The following is a 22,995-nucleotide window of genomic DNA, read 5'->3' on the forward strand; positions in this document are numbered from 1 at the left end:
CCCCGCCCGACGGCGGACCCGCATGACGGGCTCCGGCACGTAATCTGGACAGGGTGAGCACGCGCGCGGGAATCGTGGTGACCGGTACCGAGGTCCTCGGTGGACGGATCTCGGACCGGAACGGCCCGTGGGCGGCCCGAGAACTGCTGCGCCTCGGTGTCGACATCCCGCACCTCACGGTGTGCGGCGACCGCCCCGCCGACCTTCTCGCGCAGCTGCGTTTCCTGGCCGCCGAAGAGGTCGACCTCATCGTCACCACCGGCGGACTCGGCCCGACGGCCGACGATCTGACCGTCGCGGTGGTCGCCGAGTTCACCGGGCGGCCCCTGCGCACGGACCCGGAGATCCGAGAGGTCATCGAGTCGGTGATCCGCGGGTGGGGACGATACGACGCGGATCGCCCGCTCCCGCCGGCGGTGCGGGCGGCGATCGACAAGCAGTCGCTGGTACCTGCCGGAGCGGAGGCGATCGCGCCGACCGGCACGGCGCCGGGCGTCGCGGTCCCGTCGGGACCGGATGTGCCCGCGGTCCTCGTGCTGCCCGGACCGCCCCACGAACTGCAGGCCATGTGGCCCGCGGCGTTGAAGACCGCGCCCGTCGCGGCGGCGATCGCGGATCGGGGCGTGTACGACGAGCAGATGATCCTCGCCTACGGACTGTCGGAGGCCGACCTCGCCGTCACCCTGCGGGCGGCGCATGACGAACTCGCGGGATTCGACGACCTCGAGATCACCACGTGCATGCGCGGCGGCGAACTGGAGATCGTCACGCGGTTCGCCGTCGCGGCGCAGCCGGTCTACCGGCGCCTGGAGGAGATGATCCTGCGTCGGCACGGCGACCGCGTGTACTCCACCGACGGCTCCTCGGTGGACGATCTCGTCGCGCGGCTGCTCGACGGCCGCACCATCGGGACGGCTGAGTCGTGCACGGGCGGACTCGTGGCCGCACGCCTCACCGACCGTCCGGGGTCGTCGGCGTTCATGGTCGGCGGGGTGGTGTCGTATGCGAACGAGGTGAAGTCGGGTGCGCTCGGGGTCCCCGCCGACCTCATCGCCGAGGTCGGTGCGGTCAGCGAACGGGTGGCCGCCGCGATGGCCGACGGCGCGCGCCGCGTGCTGGACTGCGATGTGGCCGTCTCGACCACCGGCATCGCGGGGCCCGGCGGGGGACGACCGGGCAAACCGGTGGGCACGGTGTGCTTCGGTGTCGCGATCGCCGGGAGGGACACGGACACGGTCACCCGCCGGTTCCCCGGCGATCGGGAGACGGTGCGGCGGTTGGCGGTCGCCACGGCGATGCACCTCGTCGCCGACGCGCTGGCATCGGGGTGACGGCTGAGGTTCAGACGGGGACGCGGTCGCGGACGATGCGGTCGCGTCCGCCGTTCTTCGCGCGGTAGAGCGCGACGTCGGCTCGGGACAGCAGATCGTGTGCTGCGGCGTCGACCGCCCCCGTAGCGCCTGTTGCCGTAGCGCCTGTTGCCGTACCGCCTGCTGCCGGGACGGTCCTGGGGTGGGTGATCGCCAACCCCACCGACACCGTCACGGGCGTCCGCCGGGCGACGGCGGCGTGCATGGCGTCGACGATGGCCGTGCGATCGGCGTCGGTGTCTCCCGGCCGATACCGCAGGACCAGGGCGAACTCCTCGCCGCCCAGGCGCGCGGCGAAGGCGTCGTCGCCGGCGTAGTCCGCGATCACGCTCGCGACCTGGCGGAGGCAGGCGTCGCCCGCGAGATGCCCGTGCCGGTCGTTGTACTCCTTGAAGTGGTCGACGTCGATGATCGCGACCGCCGCGCCCCCGTCGCCGAGCCATTCGCGCAGGTGCCGATCGAACGACCGACGGTTGAGGATGCCGGTGAGGGCGTCGATGCGGCTCGCCGCGTCGAGTCGGTCGGTGTGCTGCCACAGGAGCCGCGCGGAGAGCTCCTCGCGGTACGCGAAGCGGAGGGTCACGGCCGCCATCGACAGCATGGTCGCGTAGGTCTGCAGGTTCACCGAGGTGAGGGGCAGGACGACGGCGTCGGCGACGATCACCGCACCGAGCAGCCCGAGCATCGCCGGCAGCAGCACCGAGTAGCGGATGCACACCAGGGACATGCCGAGCAGCAGGGCGATCGGCCAGATCATGGGGACCACGTCGATGCCCTTGGGCAGGAGATAGAGCCGCTCGACCATCTGGGCGGCGACGATGACGGCGACCGCACCGATGAACAGGGGCGTCGACAGGCGGCGGAGCCGAACCGAGACGGTGCCCGCGAGGCCCACCAGGGCCGCGGGGAGCATTCCGGCGACGATGACGATTCGGCCGATGCCGACGGCCTCGTCGGGCAGACCGAGCGGCCACCGCTGGCCCAGGAAGATGAGCGTGACGATGGCGGCCGTACCGGCCATGATCAGCCGCCGGGACGGAAGCCCGCGCACCTCGTACGACGCGCGGAACCGACGCTCGGACTCCCCGTCGGTGAAGCCGATCGACGCCGGCGTGGTGTGCATCGTGCGGGGGTCGGCGCGGAACGCCCGACCGGCCGGCGTCGACGGAGCGATCCCGGTCCCGGATGCGGGGGCCGCAGAGGAGTCAGCTGCAGAGGAGTCAGCTGCAGAGGAGTCTGCTGCGGGGGAGTCTGCTGCGGGGGCGGTCGCCGCATCCGACGCGGGTTCGGCCACCACCAGGCGATCGCGGCCCGTCTGCTTCGCACGGTACAGCGCGTCGTCGGCGGTGGTCATCAGGTCGCGGACGCCGCCGGCGACGTCTCGCCCCGCGACGTCGAGGAAGGCCAGCCCGGCGGACGCCGTCACCGGTGCGAGGGCGTCGTCGAGCGTCCCGACGGCCGCGCGGACCTCGTCGGCGCGACGGAGCACCGTCGCCTCGTCGTCGCCGACCCAGACGATGACGAACTCCTCGCCGGCGACCCGCGCGACGAACTCGGTGGGGCGACCGGCGGTGGCCGCCGCGAGCCGGGCGCCGACCTTCGCGAGGCAGGCGTCGCCGGCGGGATGCCCGAACCGGTCGTTGTAGTGCTTGAAGTGGTCGACGTCGAGGAAGGCGACCGCCACCGGGAGCCCCGATGCGACGCCGGCGGCGAGAACCTCGTCGAGCCGGCGACGGTTCGGCAGCCCGGTGAGGGCGTCGGTGCGGGTGACTCGGCCGAGCCGACGTTCGGCCGACCACACGGTGCGCAGCGACCGTTCGTACTCGAAGACGTTGACGGCGGGTACGAACACGATGACCGACGAGGCCAGCAGGTCGATCATCGCGGCCGTCCCGGGCGGTGTGGCGATGATCTCGATTCCCGCGATCGCGGCGAACCCGATCACCATCGACGAGACGAGGACGGGGAAGCGGATCTGGACGACGACGAGGCTCAGCAGGAAGGCGACGGGCACCACGAGGGGGATCAGGTCGACTCCGGTGCGCAACCCGGCCACGCGCGCGGTCATCAGCACCACGACGTCGATGTACACCGACGCGATGAACAGCGGGGTCGACCACCGCGCGAGCCGGCCGCCGAGCGTACTGGCCCAGCGGACGATGAACGGGATCGCGAGGCCGATGAGGAACAACGGGCGGTATCGGTCGAGGTCCGGCGGGATCTCGATGCCCGAGATGCGGATGCCCGCCAGCAGCAGGACGGCCGAGGCGGCGAGGATGAGCCACATCTCCGTCCGGTAGATCCGGGCCGAGGCGGCGAAGTCGGCGCGGAATTCGCGCTCATCGGCCGCGGACAGCGGAGGCGGCGACTCGGGGAGCAGTCGGCGCACGACGGCGGCGCTCAGCCCGGACATGACGATCGAGAGTCGAGCACCCGGTGGCGCGATTCAGGAATCTTGCCCTCGGTGTTCACAGAACCGATCATGTCATGTGACGGACGGTTTCTCCCAGCGCGGGGTTCGGGCGGGGGTCTCAGCGGTCGGTGGGCCGCAGGGCCGCCCACACGAGGAACAGCGCTCCGACGGCCACCAGGATCACGCCGACCCAGATGTTGGCCCCGGTCCCGACGGACATGTCGACGGGATTCGACGACGGCGGACGGTCACCGGCTCCGGCCTCGGCCGTCGCCGGCAGCAGACCGCCGATCAGCAGGATCACCCCGTAGATCGCCATCAGGGCGCCGATGATGCTGCGAATGTCGAACAGCTTCGCCACGATGCGCGACGTGCGGTCGCTCCCGGAGTCGCCGGTCTTCTCGGTGTCCCCGGTCTGCTCGGGGCGGCCGGTCTTCTCGGTGTGGTCACTCATTGCGGTCCCTCCTCAGGGTGCGAGCGGAGCGGGATCAATGGAACACCGCGTTGAGAACGATCACGAGCACCATCACCAGGATGCCGAGCGGCACGGGACGGCTGTACCAGGGGGTGCCGTGCGGGTCGTCGCCGAGCAGCGTCTTCTTGTCGGTGAGGGAGTACACGAAGCCCTCGAGTTCGGCGGCCGGTTTGGGGGCGGTCACCAGGGAGACCGCGATCGACAGCACGATGTCGACGACGAAGGCGGCGATCGCCGCGACGAACGCCATGCCCTGGCCCGGCAGATCGATGACGCCGGTCTCCTGTAGGACGAACACGGTCATGGCCGACGCGGTGCCGCCGACCAGCCCCACCCAGCCGGCGGTGGGTGTCATCCGCTTCCAGAACATGCCCAGGATGAACGTGGCGAACAGCGGTGCGTTGAAGAACCCGAACAGTGTCTGCAGGTAGTCCATGAGGTTGGAGTACCCGGCGGCGATCGTGGCGGTGCCGATCGCCAGCAGCACCGCGCCGATCGTCGCGATGCGCCCGACGGTGATGTAGTACGAGTCGGGCCGGTCCTTGACGACGTACTGCTGCCACAGGTCGTAGCTGAACACGGTGTTGAACGCGGAGACGTTGGCCGCCATACCCGCCATGAACGAGGCGAGCAGGCCCGCGACGGCGACGCCGAGGAGACCGTTGGGCAGGATGTCGCGCATCATCAACAGCATCGCGTCGTTGTAGGTGACGCCGTCGCCCGACCCGGTGTTCTTGAGGTGGATCATGTCGCCGATCGCGGCGGCGCAGATCATGCCGGGGACCACCACGACGAACGGGATGAACATCTTGGGGATGGCGCCGAGGATGGGGGCGCGGCGCGCCGCCGATGTGGAGTCCGACGCCATGGCGCGCTGGACCTCCACGAAGTTGGTGGTCCAGTATCCGAACGAGAGCACGAAGCCCAGGCCCAGGACGATCCCGACGACCGACCACACCGGTGAGGAGAACCCGCTGAGCGCCTGACCGGGCCAGGAGCTGAGCTGATCGTTCACCGAGGCGGTCACCGCGCCCGCGGTGTCGTGGGAGTCGAACATCTTCTCCTTGAGCCCGCTCCAGCCGCCGATCTTGATCAGGCCGATGACGGTGAGGGGCACGAGTGCCGCGAGGATGACGAAGAACTGCAGCACTTCGTTGTAGATGGCCGCCGACAGACCGCCGAGCGCCGTGTAGGTGAGCACGACCGCCGCCGCCACGACCAGGGAGACCCACTGGGGCCAGCCGAGGACCGCGTTCACGACGGTGGCCAGCAGGAAGAGGTTCACGCCGGCGATGAGGACCTGGGCGATCGCGAAGCTCAGCGCGTTCACCAGGTGGGCGCCGGTGCCGAAGCGACGCCGCATGAACTCGGGCACCGACCGGACCTTCGAACTGTAGTAGAAGGGCATCATCACGATGCCGAGGAAGACCATCGCCGGGACGGCGCCGATCCAGTAGTAGTGCATCGTCGACAGGCCGAGCTGCGCGCCGTTGGCGGACATCCCCATGATCTCCACGGCGCCGAGGTTCGCGGAGACGAACGCGATGCCCGTCACCCAGGCCGGCAGGCTCCGTCCGGACAGGAAGAAGTCGATGCTCGTGGCGACCTTGCTGCGAGCCAGATATCCGATGCCGAGAACGAACACGAAGTACACGGCGATGAGCACGTAGTCCATCACGCCGGTGTTCAACCGGAGGACCGTGTCGGATGCCAGGGTCATGGCGGCTCCTTGGGAACAAAACCGATCAGTGGTCATCAGAAAGTAACAGGAATCACCGCCTCTGTGGAATGAAAGTGTGCTTTTCCGTTGGAATCTGTGTGCTGTTGATACAGTTCCGGTCATGTTGGTGGCAGAGAGGCGCGCGCTGGTGCTCGCCGCGGTGACCGAGCGCGGCGCCGTCCGCGCCACCGACCTCGCCGACGAGCTCGGCGTGTCGGTGATGACCATCCGCCGCGACCTCGAACAGCTCGAGGCCGCAGGCGAACTCAGCAAGGTCCACGGCGGCGCCGTCAGCACCACCCACCTCGACGGTGTGCGCGGCCTCGAACCGCCCGCGGCACTGAAGGCAGAACGCGAACCCGCAGCCAAACGGGCGATCGCGGCCCGAGCCGTCGACCTCATCGACGACGGCATGACCGTGGCGCTCGGCGCCGGCACCACGACCCTCGAACTCGCACGCCTCCTCCGCGGCCGCGACATCACCGTCGTGACCAACTCGATGTCGATCTTCGCGCTGCTCACCGACCCGGGAGAGCGGATCCTCGATCCGGGGGCGGTCCAACTCACCGGCGGGCAACGCACCCCGTCCGACGCCCTGGTGGGACCGGTCGCCAACGCCGCCCTCGAACGCTATCGGACCGACGTCGCCGTCCTCGGCGTCCACGGAATCGACCCGACGGCCGGGATGACCACGCCGAACCTTCCGGAAGCGGAGACCAACCGCAAACTGCTCGACACCGCACGATCGGCGGTGATCCTCGCCGACCACACCAAGTACGACGAGATCGGTGCGCACCTGTACGCCACGTTCGCGCGGATCGACCGCATCGTCACCGACGCGGGGATGCGGCCCGACCAGCGGCGGACGCTCGCCGCCGTCGTCGACCTGATCGTCGCCGAATCGCCGAAGGAGCGGACCACGTGACCACTTCGCCGGTACCCGCCCCCGCCGGGCGGGTCCTCCCGCAACCGCAGCGCAGTCACCTGGCCGACGGCCGCGAGATCCTGTTCTTCTCGACGGCCGCCGAACCGCCCCGTCCGCTGCCCGACCGCCGCGACCTGCCGCCGCGACCGGCCGCGTCCCCCACCGAGGTCCGACGCGACCCGCGGACCGGGGACTGGGTCATCGTCGCGCCCGCCCGCCAGGAACGGACCTACAAACCGCCGCGCCGCATGTGCCCGCTGTGCGCCGACCCCACCGGACGGTCGAGCGAGGTGCCTGCCGAACGATACGACGTGGTGGTCTTCGAGAACCGCTTTCCGTCGCTGTCGACCGCCCGCCCCGGAACGGGGTTCACCCTGCCCGGTGTGAGCGACGAACTGGAGGTGGCGGCGCCCGGGTACGGCCGGTGCGAAGTCGTCTGCTTCACCGACCGGCACGAGGGCTCGTTCGCCGACCTCACCGAGGCTCAGGCGCGGCTCGTCATCGACACCTGGTCGCACCGGACCGCCGACCTGCTCTCCCGCGACGGCGTCGCCGAGGTATTCTGCTTCGAGAACCGCGGCGAGGAGATCGGCGTGACCCTCGCCCACCCGCACGGGCAGATCTACGCCTACCCGTACCGCACCGACCGGACGTCGACACTGTTGGCCGAGGCGGCCCGGTACCGCGCCGAGACCGGCGGCGACCTGTTCGAGGCGATCGTCGCGGCCGAGGACGCGGGCACGCGCGTGGTCCTGCGCACCGAGCACACCGTCGCGTTCGTTCCGTTCGCGGCCCGCTGGCCCGCGGAGGTGCACGTCTACCCGCGCCGTCCGGTGCGATCCCTGGCCGAACTCACCGACGACCAGGCCGACGATCTGGCGGGCGTCTACCTCGCGGTGCTGCGCGGCTTCGACGCGATGTACGACGCCCCGCTGCCGTACATCGCGTCGTGGCACCAGTACGCCCCCGACGTGGCCGACGGGCGCCTGCACGCCGAACTGTTCTCCATCCGCCGCAGCCGCGACAAACTCAAATACCTGGCCGGATCGGAGTCCGGACGCGGCGCCTTCGTCACCGACAAGACCCCCGAGGCGATCGCCGAGGAACTGGCCGCCGCGATCGCGAAGGCGCGGGCATGAGCCCGGCGACGGTGCGCGCCTTCGCCCCGGGACGCGTCAACCTCATCGGCGAGCACACCGACTACAACCTCGGCTTCGCATTGCCGATCGCCTTGGACCTGGGGACGCTGGCGGACTTCACCCCCGACGACGGCGACGCCGTCCGGGCGTCGTCGGCCACCGCACCGGGATCGGTCGTCGTCCCGCTCGACACGGAGCCGGGCGGGGTCGACGGCTGGGGCGCGTACGTCGCCGGCTGCGTGTGGGCGCTGCGCACCGCCGGTGTGCCCGTCCGCGGCGGCGACCTGCGGATCGACTCGGAGGTGCCCGTCGGGTCGGGACTGTCGTCGTCGGCGGCCCTGGAGTGCTCGGTGCTGCTCGCACTCGTCGAAGCGGCTCGAGCGGAGAGCACCGGCGACGGCGGGAGGACACCGACCCGCATGGAGGTGGCGCGGTTGGCGCAGCGCGCCGAGAACGAATACGTCGGCGCCCCGACGGGACTGCTCGACCAGCTCTCGAGCCTGTTCGGACAGCGTGATCGGGCGCTGCTGCTCGACTTCCGCACCGCGGAGGTCACACCGGTGCCGGTGGCGACCGACGGTGCACATCGGCTGTTGGTCATCGACTCGCGAGCACCGCACCGGAACGTCGCCGGCGAGTACGGCGAACGGCGCGCCTCGTGCGCGGCGGCAGCCGATCACCTGGGGGTCGAGACGTTGCGCGACGCGGCCGTCGACGACTGTCGGCGACTCGCCGACCCGGTGGAGGCCGCGCGCGCCCGCCACGTCCTCACCGAGAACCAGCGTGTCCTGGCCGCGGTGGCCGCGCTCCGCGCAGCCGATCACCGCGCCTTCGGTGCGTTGATGACCGAGTCGCACGCCTCGATGCGAGACGACTTCCAGATCACCACCGACCACATCGACTACATCGTGGCGACCGCGACCCGTCTCGGGGCGCTGGGCGCGCGGATGACCGGCGGCGGATTCGGCGGCTCGGTGGTCGCGCTGGCCGAGACCGCTGTCGCCGACCGGATCATCGCCGACCTGCCCGCCGCGGTGACGGCCGCCGGATTCCCGGAACCGGTGGTCCGCGCCGTCCGGCCCGGGGCCGGCGCACACCTGCGCTGATCAGGGAACGCTGATCACGGAAGCCTGAGCGGGGAAGACTGAGCAGGGACCTGGGACGCAGCCCCCGCGCCGTCCGGCGGGCCCCAGCTCCACACCGTCGACGCCGTCACCGGATCGCCGGGGCGCACCGTGCGCGGCGCCGTGGCGAGTCCGTTCGGCGGTCCGGTCTGCGGTTCCACGCAGATCGCGTCCACGGGATGGTCGAAGATCACGACCCAGCGCGCGTCACTGCGGATGCGCAGGGATCGGCGCCCGGGCCATTCGAGTCGCACGTCGACGCCGTCGGGCATCCCGAAGCAGTCGTCCCACGGTGGCGGCTGCGGGTCGATTCTGCGGCCGGTGGGGAGGTAGTCGTCGCCGCGTTCCTCCTGCCAGGCGGGGGCGGCGTGGACGCGGAGGTCGCCGTCGCCGGCGGCCAGGCGGCGCCGGAACCACGGGTGCCATCCGACCTGCGCGGGGAACGGATGCGCGTCGGAGCGGACCGTCATCCCCAGTTCCACGGCGTCGGACCGCAGCCGGATGTCCTGGACGACGTCGCCCGCCCACGGCCAGCGTCCCTCGAGCCGCTGGGTGAGGAGCACCCGGTCGGGGGTGTGCTCGACGACCCGCCACGGATGGTCGCGCACCGTGCCGTGCAGGGCGTGGGGCGGGTCGTCGCGGGGGAACTCGAATTCGCGGCCGTCCACGCGGAGGACGCCGCCGCCGAGGCGTCCGCACCAGGGGGCCATCGGGAAGCAGCCGCCGTCGTCGCCGGGGCGGAGGAGCTCGTCGGCGCCGACACGCAGCGAGGTCAGACGGCCCGTTCCCGGGCAGACGCGGACCTGCGCGTCCGTGGTGTTCAACGCGAGAGTGTCGTCGTGGGCGCGGTCGTCGGTGGGGGCCACGGAGTCCACGATAGGCGCGTCCGGCGTGGCTGATCCGTCGGTCGGGTGAACGACGGTCGCGCGTAACGACGGGCCTGGTCCGCGCGACGTAGTCGGTGTCCGCTGTTCGTACGACTGGGCCGAGAGGAGGGATCCCTGATGGGTGATGCGAGTCCATTGGTGGCGGTGGGAATCGTCGCCGCCGTCGTCGTCTCCATGATCGCTGCGGCACCGCTGCTGATCGGCGGTTTCATCAACGGCACGCTGTAAGGTCCGTGCCCACCGACAGGGCGCCGCGCCGGCCTCGGCCGACAGGCGCCCTCTCGGTGCGCACGGAGACCGCCGAACACACTTCGGCGACTTTCGTGTCCGTGGGAGCGCGAAAATCACCGAAGTTGCGCGAGGTACGCCGCGGTCTGCTGGCGGGCGATCGAGACGAGGCGGTCGAGGCCGAGGTTCACGTCCACGAGGTGAGTGTCGAACAGCGGCAGCTCGTTGAAGTGCTGGGGAACGACCGGGGTGGCGTGCAGCCGGTGGGAGCCGAGGTCGTCGGCGCAGCGGACGGCGAACCGGCCCGGTCCGGTGGTCCATGTGGAGGTGGATGTCGGCAGGTCGCCGGGGAACGTCGAGATCTTCATCAGGATCGCGATCATGCTCATCGCGTACGGCCTGCTCGGGACGGTCACGCCCACCGGCCGCCGGTCGCCGCTGAGAGTCAGGGGGTCGGTGCATGCCACCCGGTAGCGAGGTCCTGTCGGCAGGTGCATGGTCGTGCTGAGCAGATCGAGGGAGCTGTTGCCGAACAGTGACGGCAGCCCGGCGATCAGATCGGTTGAGTATGCGGTCACGCAGCCGAATTCGCCGCGACGGGTGCAGATCGGGATGTTCCGGAAGTCGCCGCCGGTGGTCGCGCCGCGGGCGGTCATCATGTTGCCGCCCATGAGGAATGCGCCGACCAGCTTCTTTCGGACGGCGGGGTGGGGGTCGACCTCCTCGCGGATGAGTTTGCGGAGCACCATCGTGCCCTGCGAGTGGCCGATGAAGATCACGCCGCGACCGTTGTTGTCGGTGCGCAGGTATTCCCGCCATGCGCGTCGGACGTCGCCGTAGCCGATCGCCGGCAGGTCGCGGTTCCCGACCCACGAGGCCATGACCGCCGGGGTGAGTCCCCAGAGCGTCATCTGGCGGTAGACGGGTGCGAAGATTCGACACCGGTCGGCGAAGGGAGCCGCTTGAAACCGGGCGATGGAGCGGACCGCGGGGACCGGGGATCGGTCGGCGACGAGACCGGACGTGTCGGTGACGGTGGGGTAGACGTAGAAGCAGTCGACCTTCTTGTCGGCCTCGGGGATCGAGGTCGCGGGCGTGCGTTTGCCGGTCAGCATGTCGGTGGTGTCGTTCGGCAGGTCGCACGGGTCGCGGGGCATGTCGGGTCGGCACAGCCAGGTGGTTCCGCCGGGTGTCGCCTCCGCCGGAGCCGCGACGGTGCCGAGCAGACCGCACGCGACCGCGGCCGCTGTCATGACTGCACTCGCTCGTACCCGGATTCTCGTCATGTCGCGACCTTCCGCCCGCCCGGACCCCGTCGGTTCGGACAGTACGACGTCGACGGGTCGATCACGGGCGAATCGAGGAACCCGGGGAGGGGCGCGCGGGCACTCCGACTGGAGCACGACCGGGATGTCAGCGCGGGCGCTCAGGTATGTCAGGGTGCCCCCAGTCGGGCTCGAACCGACACTGGGCGGATTTTAAGTCCGCTGCCTCTGCCAATTGGGCTATGGGGGCGTGTGCGACAAGCATGCCAGGATGTGGGCGTCGGCTGCTGGGCCGGGGCGGGGAACAGATCGATCCCGACACCTGTTGAAGGGGGAGAATCCGTCGCACACGTGGAGGCCCCCATGCAGGTCGAGATCTGGACCGACATCAACTGCCCGTTCTGCTACCTCGGGAAGAAGCGGTTCACCGACGCGCTCGCCGAGTTCGAGCACGCGGGGAGCGTGCAGATCACGCACCGCTCGTTCGAACTCGATCCGACGGTGCCCGTCGACGAGTCGGGCGACGTGGTCGACAAACTCGTCGCCAAGTACGGGCGCACGCCCGAACAGGTGGCCGCCGGGGAACGGCAGATGGCAGCGGCGGCAGGCGAGATCGGTCTGCAATACATCACCAGCGGCCGCGACTACGGCAACTCGTTCGACATGCATCGGCTCCTGCACTGGGCGCGCGACCTCGACCGGCAAGAGGAACTGATCGACGCGCTGTACGCGGCGAACTTCGCCGACACCGAGCCGCTGTTCGGCGACCGCGAGCGTCTCGTGCGCGTCGCCGTCGACGCCGGATTCGACGAGACGACCGTCCGCGACGTCCTCTCCGACGAGCAGCGCTACGCGCAGGCCGTCCGCGACGACGAACGCCAGGCGCAGGAGTTCGGCGTCAACGGCGTCCCCTTCTTCGTCTTCGACCGCACGTACGCGGTCTCCGGCGCCCAGCCCACCGAACTGTTCACACAGGCGCTGAACCGGGCGTGGGGCGACCGATCGACGCCGACGATGCTCGCCGACGGCGACGCCTGCGGCCCCGACGGCTGCGAAGTCCCCCAGAACTGAGGCACGCTCAGCCGCCGACCGTGCATTCGACGATGACGACGACCGGAGCGTCATGCCGTCGACCGCGGGGAGCGAGCGGGAGGTGGGGCGTCAGCGCCGCAGGGTGGAGCGGGCCAGCAGCACGGCGGGGACGGCGCCGATGAGCAGCAGCGCCACGCCGTACGGGCTGGCCGCCGTGAAGTCGAGGACCTCCCCGTCGGTGGTCGCCCACAGCGCGGTGGCCAGCGAATGCTCGCCGGTCGGCTTCATCAGCAGCGTCGTGGTCAGCTCCTTGCCGGCGTCGAGGCCGACCAGCAGCGCGCCCGTGCCGATGGCCGGAGCCGCAAGCGGGAGGGTGATCCTCGAGAAGGTTGTGACCGGTCCGCGGCCGAGCGCGCGCGACATCTCGTCGAGCTGCACCGAGGCCTGCGCGACCCCGACCTGCTGGGCGCCGACCGCCAACGGCAGGAACATCACGACGTACCCGGCCACCAGCAGCGTCGGGGTCTGATAGAGCGGGTACAGCCAGTGCACCGAGATGTAGACCAGCGACAGCGCCATGATCACGCCGGGCAGGGCGTGGGCGATCCACGTGGACCGTTCGACCGCACTCGACACGGTACCCGGATGCCGGACGGCCATCAGCGTGACCGGCAGCGCGCACACCGTGGCCACGAGCGCCGCCGCGACCGCCCACTGCGCGGTGTTGCCCAACGCGGTGCCCAGCTGATGCCAGTCGATGTCGCCACCGGCGCCGGTGATGTGATCGACGAGACCGGACGCGGTGACCCACAGCGGGACCGCGAGCGCGGCGACGACGACGGCCGCGCACAGCAGCAGCCAGAACCCGGTGGTGACGCCGAGCCGCCACGGCATCGGCGGGCGCGGCGTCCCCGTCCCCGTCCGCACCGGGGCGCGACGCCCGCGCAGCAGCCGGTCGGCGGCGAGCAGCACCAACGCACCGACGGCGAGGACGACGGCCAACGCCCGCGCCGACTCCGGCATCCCCAACACGTTGGCGCGCTGGACGATCGCGGTGGTCAAGGTCTCGTAGTTGAGCATCGCGACGGCGCCGTACTCGGCCAGCATGTGCAGGCTGATGATGAGCACCCCGGTCGCGATCGCCGGCCGCAGCTGCGGGAGGGTGACGCCGACGAAGGCGCGCACGGGTCCGTGACCGAGGGAGCGAGCGGCCTCCTCCTGTGCCGGATCGAGCCGTCGCAGCGCCGTCAGCGTCGGCAGGAAGACATACGGGAACAGCGTGAGGGTGAGGATCGCCGACGCCCCGCCGAGCCCGAAGATCAGATCGGTGTCGGGAAAGTATCGGTAGCTGAACGCCACCCACGCATACGAGCCGACGAATGTCGGGACGCCCAGCGGGAGAGTGAGCAGCACCGTCCACAGGCGGGGCAGCGGCAGGGTGGTCCGGGCGATCAGCACGGCCGCGCCGATGCCCAGGATCGCCGACCCGACACTCACCGTGACGACCAGCGCGACGGTGTTCCGGATGAGCGGCCACGTGGTCGGTCCGTCGAGCTCGTCCCGCAGCAGGGAGAAGCTGAACCCGGCCCGCAGCAGCAGGTAGGCGGCCGGCGACAGTGCGGCGAGCGCGATGAGCACACCCGGCACCGCGAGAGTGAGGGGTACCCGACGTCGCGGGCGGGGGCGCGCGCCGACCTCGGGTAAGACCTCGTCGATCGCCGACGGCTCCGGCTCGATCGCCGCGAGGACGGTCGAGCCGGAACCGGTCGACGGATCAGCCATGCGTCGCCGTGGCCGTCAGACGATCCCGCTCTGCTTGAGCAGGTCGTTGGCCTCGTCGACGTTCTTCAACGACGCCTGGTCGAACTCGGGGAACGTCAGCGAGTCGAGCGCGGGTAGGCCGTACGCGCTGGTGACGCCCGGGGTCAGCGGGAACTGCGGGCTCTGGGTCGCCACGATCTTCTGCCCGCCGTCGGCGGAGGCCAGCCACGACAGGAACTCGGCGCCCTCCTTCTTCTTGGAGCTCGAGGTCAGGACACCCGCACCGGAGGCCAGCATCAGCGAGCCGGCGTCGGTGTTGTTGAGGTAGTGGACGCGGGAGGTCAGCGCCTTCTCGCCGCCCTTCTGCTTGGCGAGGATGTACCAGTAGTAGTGGTTCGAGAGTCCGAACGCGTGGCGGCCGGCTTCGACGCTGTCGCGGACCTTGCCGTTCTTCTGCTCGTTGACGCCGTTGGCCTTGATGCCCTTGAGCCATGCGAGCGTCTTCTGCTTACCGATGGTGTTCAGCAGATACGTGGTCGTCGACTTGAACGCGCCCGACGGGGCGTAGGCGAACCGGCCCTTCCACTCGGGTCGGGTGAGGTCGAGGATCGACGACGGCAGTGCGTCCTCGGCGATCTCGTCGGGATTGAAGAACATGACGCGGGAGCGGGCCGCGAACGGCAGCCAGTGCCCGGTGGACGGGACGAAGCGCTGGTCGGGGACCTTCAGGACGGCGGGGTCGACGGTCTCCAGGAGGCCTTTGGCGTCGAGGGTGCCCATCGGCGCGGGCTCCTCGGTGATGATGACGTCGGCCTTCGAGCGGTCGCCCTCCTCGACGATCTGCCCGACCATCTCGGCGTCCTTGCCCGCGCGGACCTCGACCGGTGTGCCGGTGGCCTTCTCGAAGCCGTCGGCCAGGGCCTTCGCCAGGTCTTCGTGCTGGCCGGAGTAGATCGTCAGGGCGTCGCCGGAGTCGTCGGCCGAGCAGCCGACGGTCAGACCGAGTGCGGTGACGGCAACGGCTGTGGCGGCGAGCAGCCGCGCGGTGCGGCCGCGTTTCCACTGCAGGGACATGGTTTCTCACTCTCGTCGCGAAGTCGGTTCGGGCCGCGCTCGCATGCTGTCACCGTGAGAACACGACGGATGTAAGGATAGTCTTCCCTCATAACTCGGCGGGAGAGGGGTGTCACACAGTCGCGTCGACGGTGTGCACGGCGCGCACCCGGACCGTGGCGTCGACCGACGGCAATGCATCGCCCGCGGCACGCAACCGCAGCGGCGTCCCGTCGTCCAGACGCAGCCGCACCAGACCGTCGTGCCCGAAGAACCGGGTGGCGCACACCGTCGCGGGCACCCCGGAATCGGCGATCTCGAGCTGCTCCGGCCGCAGCATCACGGTGTCGCCGTCGACCGACGACGTCGCCACCGTCAACGTTCCGAGCACGCAGTGCACGCGCGTCCGACCGTGGTCGTCGGCGTCGACGACGGTGCACGGCAGATCCACCGAATCGCCGAGGAATGCGGCGGCTTCGCGGTCGGCGGGTGCGCGGTACACCGCCTGCGGCGTGCCCTCCTGCACCACCCGCCCGTCACGCATCAACGCGATGTGATCGGCGAGCGAGAGCGCCTCGTCCTGATCGTGCGTCACCAGCACGGCCGTCGTGTCGATCCGCGCCAGCAGGTCGCGGACCTCCTCGCGCAACTCCACGCGCAACGCGGCGTCGAGGGCGGAGAACGGCTCGTCGAGCAGGACGACCGACGGCGCCGGAGCGAGGGCCCGAGCCAACGCGACCCGCTGCTGCTGCCCGCCGGACAGCTCGGCCGGCCGGCGGCGGCCGTAACCGGGCAACCCGACCAACTCGAGCATCTGCTCCACCCGATCGGTCCGCCGCCGCCGTTCGGCGGGCCGCAGCGACGGCCGGCCGCCGCCGGGAAGCCCGTAGCCGATGTTGGCGGCCACGCTCAGATGCGGGAACAGCGCGCCCTCCTGGGCGACGATGCCGACACTGCGCTTCTCCGGCCGCACGAAGACACCCGGCCCGGCGACCACGGCGCCGTCGAGCCGGACGACACCTCCGTCGGGACGGTCGAAACCGGCCAGAATCCGCAGGAGCGTCGTCTTGCCGCACCCCGACGCGCCGAGCACCGCGGTGAGTCCGCCGCGCACGACGTTCAGGTCGACCCCGCGCAGAGCGCGCACCGGCTCGGGGCGCGCGGGGAAGACCCGGGTGACGCCGCGGATCTCGAACATGACGCCAGGCTACAACCGTCGGCCGCGGGCGCCGCGATCGGTCAGGGCGCCACGTCGAGGAACTCGGTGAACCCGTACTGGTCGTGGGGGCCGATCACGGCGAACTCGAACAGCCCCCGACCGGCCAGATCGTCGCCGTTCTCGGTGAGCGTGAAATCCGACAGGTGATCGACGGGACAGAACATCGCCATCACCGGATCGAGGCCCGCGATGCTCAACCGCTGGGACTCCACCTTCTCCTCGCCCTGCCACATGCCGTGACGCCAGTCCTCCTCGAGCCCGTACCCGGTGCCGAAGCCGATGTAGTTGGCGAGCCTCGGGCGGCACTCCACCGCGATGGTCGACCCGTCGGGTTTCACGAAACGGAGGGTCGCCGACTCCGGTTCGCGGCCGCCGGAGACGAAGCGGACATCGTGTTCCACCCGGCCCAGCCACTCCGGTTCGCGGTCCGGATCGTTCCAGACCCGGCGGGCATCGCCCATGATCCGCTCCCCGCTGCGCAACTCCTGAACGAGGACGATCACGGAGTAGTCGGGAAACCGCATCACCGAGTAGATCCAGAAGAACGTCGTCGCCTCCGTCTCGGCGGCGCGCCGCCCCGGAGGTTCGGCCTCGCCGACGGGCCGCACACCCCACGAGCGGTCGCGATTGCCGCGCCACGTCTCGGGCTCCACGTCGAAGTGTTCGCCGTCGACGGTGAGCGATCCCGTCCAGCGGCCGGTCTGCACGAACCGCATCGTGTCGAACGTGACCCGCTCGAGCTGCCGTTGAAAGTGACGCGGCTCGAGTGCCGCCGGGCCGTCGGCGTCGAAGACGAGGTCGAACGACAGGTCGCCGTGACCGGGCTCGAGGCGGACCGCGAGCCGCGACAGGCCCTCGAGGACCTCCACGTGGAACGGGCCCACCCGCAGGTCGTTGCGGTCGGCGCCGAGCGCCCGCGAGGCGCGGACCACGATGTGGTCGTCGCGGTGGCGGACCACGGCGAAACAGTCGCTGACGCCGAGATTCGGATACACGCCCAGGCCGATTATGAGCCACGGGTCGTCGGGGTCGCCGTGATGGCAGTTGAAGTAGTAGCGGTCGTAGAAGTTGCGGTCGGACGTTCCGACGTGGCGGACCACCTCGGCGACCTGGTGGATCGGGTAGTCGTCCATGGGTGAGAGCATCAGGCGACTCCGTCCCAGTAGGTTCCGGCGAGCATCGCCTCGAGGGCGGCTCGGTGCATGATCATCTCGTCGGGGTCGGCGGGTTCGGCGACCTGCCCGAATCGGATGGCGCGGCATTGGATCCGAAACATGATCACCGCGTGAATGAGCGCGGAGTACGTGATGTAGAAGTCGAGGTCGACGGGGCGATGCCCGGTCTGGCGCTCGTACTCGGCGGCCACGTCGTCCTTCCGCAGGAAGTCGGGGAGGCCCTCCATGCCCGCGAGTGCGGCGAGGTCCTCGAAGAAGCGGTGCAGGAAGATCATCCAGGCGACGTCGAGTTCGCGCGGACCGATGGCCGCCATCTCCCAGTCGAGGACGGCGACGGGCGCGAAGTCGCGGTACATGATGTTGCCGATGCGCGCGTCACCCCAGGTGAGGACGCCGTCATCGGTGTCGGGGAGGTTGTCGTCGACCCAGGCGAAGGCGCGTTCGATGAGCGGGGAGCCGGCGCGTCCCGCGCTCGCCCAGTCGTAGAAGTCGCGGAGTCTGGTCACGTGGGCGCGCAGCGGCGTCTCGCCGTCGGCGGGTCGGGCGACGAAGAAGTCGGGGACGGGCGCCGCGTGGACGGCCGCGAGGACGCGGACCGAGGCGCGCATCATGGCCGCCCGCTGGTCGGCGGTGGCCTCGGTGACCCACGAACCGAAGGTGTACGGCATCACGTCGGGCGGGACCTCGCCGTCGACGCGGTCCATCACGAAGAACGGTGCGCCGAGCGCCTCCGGTTTCGGCTCGGACCACCACAGTCTCGGCAGCGGGATGTCGGTGTGGTCGCGGACGTGTTCGACGAGGCGGAACTGGCCGTCGAGGTCGTATGTCGGGAACACCGGGTCGCTCTCGGGCTGCGGGGCCACCCGGACGACGACGTCGCGGTCGCTGCCGCCCCATCGGGCGCGGGCCAGGAGCGTCTCGCTGGACATGCCGTTCGATTCGGGGACCGTGACCTCGGTGACCGTCGCATCGGGGCCTTCGACCGACCGGATCCATGCGTCGAGTCGGTCGCGGAGCCATTCCGGGTCGCGGCGGGAGTCGCTGGGCCGCGCGATCTGGGCCTTGTCGGCGTCTTCGTTGTCAGCCATGAGTCGATTGAAACACGTTCTAGTCGGGATGTGGGGTCGATCACCGACGGGTGGCACAGACTTCAGGTCCTGAGATATCGCTGATAAGTTAACGCCGGTAACTCACCTGCGATCGGGAGACCTCGATGCTCACTCGACTCACATCGCGCGTCGCGTCCGCGCCCCGAACCGTCCTCGGCGCGGCCGTCGTCCTCCTCACCCTGTGCGGGATCTACGGCCTCGGCGCCGCCGACCAGATGCTCGCCGGCGGTTTCGAGGACCCGCACGCCGAGTCGTCCCACGCCCGCCAGATCCTCGACGAGGAACTCGACCGCGGCGGCGCGAACATCGTCGTGAAGATCGACGGCCCCGAAGGCGTCGACATCTCGCACAGTCCCGAGGCCGAAGCCGTCGCCGCCGACGTCGTCACCCGGCTCACCGCATCCGGCCACATCCAGGACCCCGTCCTCACCCTGTGGAACGACCCCGGCCTCGCCGGAGAACTCCTCAGCCGCGACAAGACGTCCACCCTGGTCGTCGCCGGCGTCCGAGGCGGTGACGAACTCGCACCGGGGCGGGCCGCCGACCTCGCCGAGACGATCCGCGGCGACCGCGACGGATTCCACATCGCGGTCGGCGGTGAAGCGTTGATGTTCAGCCAGGTCAACGACCAGACGTCGAAGGACCTCCTCGTCGCCGAGGCCATCGCGATCCCGATCAGCTTCCTGCTGCTCGTCATCGTCTTCGGCGGCGTCGTCGCCGCAGCCCTCCCGGTCCTCATCGGCGGATCGGCCATCCTCGGCACCCTCGCGCTGCTGCGCATCGTCGCCGGCCTCGCCGACGTCTCGATCTTCGCGCTCAACCTCACCACCGCGATGGGCCTGGCCCTCGCCATCGACTACACGCTGCTGATCATCACCCGCTATCGCGAAGAGGTCGACGCCGGACTCGACCGGCGGGCCGCCGTCCTGCGCACCATGGACACCGCGGGCCGCACGGTGCTCTTCTCCGGGATCACCGTCGGACTGTCCCTGGCCGCGCTCGGCATCTTCCCCATGTACTTCCTGCGGTCGTTCGCCTACGCGGGCGTCGGCGTGGTCATCGTCGCCGTCGCCGCCGCCCTCATCCTGACGCCCGCGCTGCTCATCGTCCTCGGCGACAGGATCGACGCGTTGGACGTCCGCGCCTGGATCCGACGCCGACTCGGCCGCCCGGAACCCTGCGTGAAACCGGTCGAGCAGAGCGGCTGGTACCGCATCGCGACGGCCGTGCTGCGACGCGCCGTGCCCGTGGCCGTGATCGTGCCCGCGATCCTCCTGCTGCTCGGGGCGCCGTTCCTCGGCATCAAGTTCGGCTTCCCCGACGAACGCGTCCTGCCCGAGACCGCCGAGGTCCACGCGGTGCAGAAACAGATCGACGACCAGTTCGCCGAGAACTCCGGCGGCACCGTCACCGCCCTCGTCGAGGGCGACGTCACCGACGCGGCCCTCGGCGACTACGCCTCCTCGCTGTCGCGAGTCGACGCGGTCGGAGCCGTCAGCACCCCCGCCGGAATCTTCGCCGACGGGCGCCCGGTGGCGCCGGGCGATCCCGCCGACCGCATCGGCGACCGCGCCGTCGTGACGATCTCCAGCACCGTCGCGCCGCTCAGCGACCTGGGGCGCGCCCAGATCGACGAACTGCGCGACGTCGCGACCCCCGCCGACGCGCGCGTCAGCTTCACCGGGATGGCCGCATTGAACAACGACGTCGTCGACTCGTTGTACAAATACGTGCCGTGGGTGCTGGGGGTGATCGCGATCGCCACCTACGTGCTGCTGTTCCTGTTCACCGGCAGCGTCCTGCTGCCGCTCAAGGCGCTCGTCCTCAACATCCTGTCGCTCTCGGCGACCTTCGGCGCCATGGTGTGGATCTTCCAGGACGGGCACCTCGGGGCGTTCGGCACCACACCGACCGGGTATCTCGTCGCCACCATGCCCGTGCTCATGTTCTGCATCGCCTTCGGCCTGTCGATGGACTACGAGGTGTTTCTGCTCGGACGCATCCGTGAGGAATGGCTCAAGTCCGACCGCGACCACGCCGCCAACGATCGGGCGGTGGCCGTCGGCATCGCCCGGACCGGCCGGGTGGTCACCGCGGCGGCACTGCTGATGAGCATCGTGTTCGCCGGCATCGCCGCATCGGAGGTGTCGTTCATGCGGATGTTCGGCGTCGGTCTCGCCCTCGCGGTCCTGATGGACGCCTCGTTCATCCGAATGCTGGTGGTTCCCGCGTTCATGCGGCTGATGGGCGTGGGAAACTGGTGGGCACCGAAACCGTTGCGTGCCCTGCACGAGCGGATCGGGCTCACCGAAGAGTGAGACGGTCGGCGAACGGGGCGCGACGGATGACGGGATGCGACGGAGAAGGACGGTGGTGCCAGTGAGCGCCGATGCGGATCGGGCGGCCGTCCGGCCGCGGTCGCCCCGCGGGGCCGGCGAACGACTCGCCGACGAGATCATCACCGCGACCACCGAACTGCTCATCGAGACGGGCAGCGAGGACGCCGTGTCGATCCGCGCCGTCGCCCACCGCGTCGGAGTCACCCCGCCGTCGATCTACCTGCACTTCGCCGACAAGGAAACCCTCCTCGACGCCGTCTGCGCCCAATACTTCGAGCAGTTCGACGAGGTGATGGTGGCCGCGGCCCGCGGCGTCGACGACCCGATCGACCGGGGTCTGGCCCAGGGCATGGCCTATGTGCGATTCGCGATCGACAGCGCCGTCCTCTACCGGATCACCTTCGGCCGCGTCACGCCGCCCGGTGAGCCGACACTCACCGACCAGGTGCTGCTGTCATCGGCGTTCGTGCACTTCTCCGAGACCGTTCAGGACGTGATGGACGCCGGGATGATGCCGCAGGGCGACGTCGTCCCGCGCGTCCTGCAGCTCTGGTCGGCCGCGCACGGGGTGGCGTCGCTGATGATCTCCAAACCGGGTCTGCCGTGGGGCCACGACCTCGACCTCGCCGAGGCCACGCTGAGGGCCGTATCCGACGGACTCCGTCAAGAATAAGTAAACTCGGAACCGAATCGGTCTCATGGTCGTTGAGATACCGACACACCTGCGCACGTACATCGTCTAAGGAGCATCAGTGCGAGAGTCCAACAACCCGATCATGCGCGGCGTGATTCGGGACAACAAGAAGGATGCGAACGGGTACGCGACGTTCGGCACCGGCCTCGCCGGTGCGGGGCAGGCGTCGATGACGCACGGCCAGCAGCAGCATCTCGAGCAGTACACGCAGGGATACCAGGCCCCGGCCGGCATCCGCCCGATGACCATCGACGACGTCGTCACCAAGACCGCGATGACGCTCGGCGTCCTGATCGCCGTCGCCGTGGCCTCCTACGGGATCATCGCGACCAGCGGCGGCGGCGACATCCTCGCACAGCAGAAGATGGCACTCCCGTTCCTCGCCGTCGGTGCCATCGGCGGCCTGGTGCTGGTCCTCATCGCGAGCTTCGGCCGCAAGCAGGACAATCCCGCGATCGTTCTCGCATACGCAGCGTTCGAAGGCCTCTTCGTCGGCGCCATCTCGTTCGTCTTCGGCAACATGAGCGTCAGCGACACCTCGCCGGGCGCCCTCATCGGACAGGCGGTCCTCGGCACCATCGGCGTGTTCGTGGGCATGCTGATCGTCTACAAGGTCGGCGCCGTGCGCGTCACACCGCGATTCACCCGCATGATGACCGCGGGTCTCGTCGGCGTCCTCGTCCTCATGGTCGGCAACCTCGTCCTCGGCATGTTCGGCGTCGAGACCGGACTGCGTGAAGCCGGCCCGATCGGCTACATCTTCTCCCTCGTCTGCATCGGTCTGGCGGCCTTCTCGTTCCTCATCGACTTCGACGCCGCCGACCAGCTGATCCGCGCCGGTGCACCGTCGAAGGCGGCGTGGGGGGTCGCGCTCGGCCTCACCGTCACCCTGGTGTGGCTGTACGTCGAGATCCTGCGCCTGCTGAGCTACCTCAACAGCGACTAGGACGACGCGCCCCGCGGCGAGTCGCTCGACGAAGCCCGGCCGTGCATCGAGAAATCGAATTGCACGGCCGGGCTTCGTCGTGTTCGCTGTAGTGGTTCGCCGCTGCCGGAACCTTCGCCGC

General features: G+C 70.1%; 18 protein-coding genes and 1 tRNA gene. 8 read left to right on the forward strand and 11 right to left on the reverse strand.

All coding sequences use genetic code 11. From position 1 onward, the window contains the following. Positions 1-53 precede the first annotated feature (53 nt). Entirely contained in the window at positions 54-1,331 is a 1,278-nt protein-coding gene (locus tag G528_RS0113135; protein ID WP_026919376.1) for a competence/damage-inducible protein A, read from the forward strand. Between the two features lie 10 nt (positions 1,332-1,341). On the opposite strand, the gene G528_RS18075 is transcribed toward G528_RS0113135, so the two are convergent. The 3 genes from G528_RS18075 to G528_RS0113150 form a co-directional block, all read right to left on the reverse strand. Then, entirely contained in the window at positions 1,342-3,783 is a 2,442-nt protein-coding gene (locus G528_RS18075; protein WP_051198825.1) for a GGDEF domain-containing protein, read from the reverse strand. Positions 3,784-3,901: 118 nt separating this feature from the next. After that, positions 3,902-4,237 carry a hypothetical protein gene (locus tag G528_RS18915; protein WP_051198827.1) on the reverse strand — a complete coding sequence of 112 codons (336 nt, stop codon included), beginning with the start codon at positions 4,235-4,237 and terminating at the stop codon, positions 3,902-3,904. Positions 4,238-4,271: 34 nt separating this feature from the next. Then, positions 4,272-5,978, reverse strand: coding sequence for a sodium:solute symporter family protein (locus G528_RS0113150; protein WP_026919377.1), 1,707 nt, complete (start codon positions 5,976-5,978; stop codon positions 4,272-4,274). Positions 5,979-6,099: 121 nt separating this feature from the next. Between G528_RS0113150 and G528_RS0113155 the strand changes: the two genes are divergently transcribed. From G528_RS0113155 to galK, 3 genes are read left to right on the forward strand one after another with little or no spacing between them, the layout of a single operon-like run. Beyond that, positions 6,100-6,903, forward strand: coding sequence for a DeoR/GlpR family DNA-binding transcription regulator (locus tag G528_RS0113155; protein WP_026919378.1), 804 nt, complete (start codon positions 6,100-6,102; stop codon positions 6,901-6,903). Further along, positions 6,900-8,042 (forward strand): galactose-1-phosphate uridylyltransferase, encoded by a 1,143-nt coding sequence (gene galT / locus G528_RS0113160; RefSeq protein ID WP_026919379.1) that lies wholly within the window; start codon positions 6,900-6,902, stop codon positions 8,040-8,042. The genes G528_RS0113155 and galT overlap by 4 nt, the downstream gene beginning before the upstream one ends. After that, a complete protein-coding gene (galK, locus tag G528_RS0113165; RefSeq protein ID WP_026919380.1) occupies positions 8,039-9,148 on the forward strand; it encodes a galactokinase in 1,110 nt (369 codons plus the stop codon). The genes galT and galK overlap by 4 nt, the downstream gene beginning before the upstream one ends. 14 nt (positions 9,149-9,162) lie before the next feature. On the opposite strand, the gene G528_RS17540 is transcribed toward galK, so the two are convergent. From G528_RS17540 to G528_RS0113185, 3 genes are all read right to left on the reverse strand, one after another. Beyond that, positions 9,163-10,032 carry an aldose epimerase family protein gene (locus tag G528_RS17540; protein WP_245569773.1) on the reverse strand — a complete coding sequence of 290 codons (870 nt, stop codon included), beginning with the start codon at positions 10,030-10,032 and terminating at the stop codon, positions 9,163-9,165. Positions 10,033-10,397: 365 nt separating this feature from the next. Then, positions 10,398-11,534, reverse strand: coding sequence for a DUF3089 domain-containing protein (locus G528_RS0113180; RefSeq protein ID WP_051198829.1), 1,137 nt, complete (start codon positions 11,532-11,534; stop codon positions 10,398-10,400). 188 nt (positions 11,535-11,722) lie between these two features. Further along, positions 11,723-11,796: transfer RNA gene (locus G528_RS0113185), tRNA-Leu, on the reverse strand. 113 nt (positions 11,797-11,909) lie between these two features. On the opposite strand from G528_RS0113185, the gene G528_RS0113190 reads away from it, so the two are divergent. Next, positions 11,910-12,617: a DsbA family oxidoreductase gene (locus G528_RS0113190; RefSeq protein ID WP_026919382.1), complete on the forward strand. Its 708-nt coding sequence runs from the start codon at positions 11,910-11,912 to the stop codon at positions 12,615-12,617. Positions 12,618-12,707: 90 nt separating this feature from the next. Here G528_RS0113190 and G528_RS17545 read toward each other — a convergent pair whose 3' ends face one another. The 5 genes from G528_RS17545 to G528_RS0113215 form a co-directional block, all read right to left on the reverse strand. Further along, on the reverse strand, positions 12,708-14,360 hold the full coding sequence (locus G528_RS17545) for an ABC transporter permease (RefSeq protein WP_084638212.1): 1,653 nt from the start codon (positions 14,358-14,360) through the stop codon (positions 12,708-12,710). A 15-nt stretch (positions 14,361-14,375) separates the two neighbouring features. Beyond that, the gene (locus tag G528_RS0113200) at positions 14,376-15,413 is read right to left on the reverse strand and encodes an extracellular solute-binding protein (protein ID WP_051198831.1); all 1,038 of its coding nucleotides are present in this window, start codon (positions 15,411-15,413) and stop codon (positions 14,376-14,378) included. A 112-nt stretch (positions 15,414-15,525) separates the two neighbouring features. Further along, positions 15,526-16,590: an ABC transporter ATP-binding protein gene (locus G528_RS17550; protein WP_084638213.1), complete on the reverse strand. Its 1,065-nt coding sequence runs from the start codon at positions 16,588-16,590 to the stop codon at positions 15,526-15,528. A 41-nt stretch (positions 16,591-16,631) separates the two neighbouring features. Next, entirely contained in the window at positions 16,632-17,756 is a 1,125-nt protein-coding gene (locus G528_RS0113210; protein ID WP_026919384.1) for an Rv3169 family protein, read from the reverse strand. After that, positions 17,756-18,874, reverse strand: coding sequence for a phosphotransferase family protein (locus G528_RS0113215; protein ID WP_026919385.1), 1,119 nt, complete (start codon positions 18,872-18,874; stop codon positions 17,756-17,758). The genes G528_RS0113210 and G528_RS0113215 overlap by 1 nt, the downstream gene beginning before the upstream one ends. A 125-nt stretch (positions 18,875-18,999) precedes the next feature. Between G528_RS0113215 and G528_RS0113220 the strand changes: the two genes are divergently transcribed. The 3 genes from G528_RS0113220 (at position 19,000) to G528_RS0113230 (ending at position 22,874) form a co-directional block, all read left to right on the forward strand. After that, entirely contained in the window at positions 19,000-21,213 is a 2,214-nt protein-coding gene (locus G528_RS0113220; protein WP_026919386.1) for an MMPL family transporter, read from the forward strand. A 61-nt stretch (positions 21,214-21,274) separates the two neighbouring features. Then, on the forward strand, positions 21,275-21,907 hold the full coding sequence (locus tag G528_RS0113225; RefSeq protein WP_026919387.1) for a TetR/AcrR family transcriptional regulator: 633 nt from the start codon (positions 21,275-21,277) through the stop codon (positions 21,905-21,907). Positions 21,908-21,986: 79 nt separating this feature from the next. Then, positions 21,987-22,874: a Bax inhibitor-1/YccA family protein gene (locus G528_RS0113230; RefSeq protein ID WP_026919388.1), complete on the forward strand. Its 888-nt coding sequence runs from the start codon at positions 21,987-21,989 to the stop codon at positions 22,872-22,874. The last annotated feature ends 121 nt before the right edge of the window (positions 22,875-22,995 follow it).

The organism is Gordonia shandongensis DSM 45094 (assembly GCF_000423025.1).
GTDB lineage: Bacteria > Actinomycetota > Actinomycetes > Mycobacteriales > Mycobacteriaceae > Gordonia > Gordonia shandongensis.

What these genes read in the sequence shown, in the direction of transcription:
- G528_RS0113150 (WP_026919377.1), bottom strand. Translation starts at nt 5,978, where the DNA reads ATGACCCTGGCATCCGACACGGTCCTCCGGTTGAACACCGGCGTGATG.
- G528_RS0113215 (WP_026919385.1), bottom strand. Translation starts at nt 18,874, where the DNA reads ATGGCTGACAACGAAGACGCCGACAAGGCCCAGATCGCGCGGCCCAGC.
- G528_RS17550 (WP_084638213.1), bottom strand. Translation starts at nt 16,590, where the DNA reads ATGTTCGAGATCCGCGGCGTCACCCGGGTCTTCCCCGCGCGCCCCGAG.
- G528_RS18915 (WP_051198827.1), bottom strand. Translation starts at nt 4,237, where the DNA reads ATGAGTGACCACACCGAGAAGACCGGCCGCCCCGAGCAGACCGGGGAC.
- G528_RS0113200 (WP_051198831.1), bottom strand. Translation starts at nt 15,413, where the DNA reads ATGTCCCTGCAGTGGAAACGCGGCCGCACCGCGCGGCTGCTCGCCGCC.
- G528_RS0113210 (WP_026919384.1), bottom strand. Translation starts at nt 17,756, where the DNA reads ATGCTCTCACCCATGGACGACTACCCGATCCACCAGGTCGCCGAGGTG.
- G528_RS0113220 (WP_026919386.1), top strand. Translation starts at nt 19,000, where the DNA reads ATGCTCACTCGACTCACATCGCGCGTCGCGTCCGCGCCCCGAACCGTC.
- G528_RS0113180 (WP_051198829.1), bottom strand. Translation starts at nt 11,534, where the DNA reads ATGACAGCGGCCGCGGTCGCGTGCGGTCTGCTCGGCACCGTCGCGGCT.
- galK (WP_026919380.1), top strand. Translation starts at nt 8,039, where the DNA reads ATGAGCCCGGCGACGGTGCGCGCCTTCGCCCCGGGACGCGTCAACCTC.
- G528_RS18075 (WP_051198825.1), bottom strand. Translation starts at nt 3,783, where the DNA reads ATGTCCGGGCTGAGCGCCGCCGTCGTGCGCCGACTGCTCCCCGAGTCG.
- G528_RS0113155 (WP_026919378.1), top strand. Translation starts at nt 6,100, where the DNA reads ATGTTGGTGGCAGAGAGGCGCGCGCTGGTGCTCGCCGCGGTGACCGAG.
- G528_RS0113190 (WP_026919382.1), top strand. Translation starts at nt 11,910, where the DNA reads ATGCAGGTCGAGATCTGGACCGACATCAACTGCCCGTTCTGCTACCTC.
- G528_RS17545 (WP_084638212.1), bottom strand. Translation starts at nt 14,360, where the DNA reads ATGGCTGATCCGTCGACCGGTTCCGGCTCGACCGTCCTCGCGGCGATC.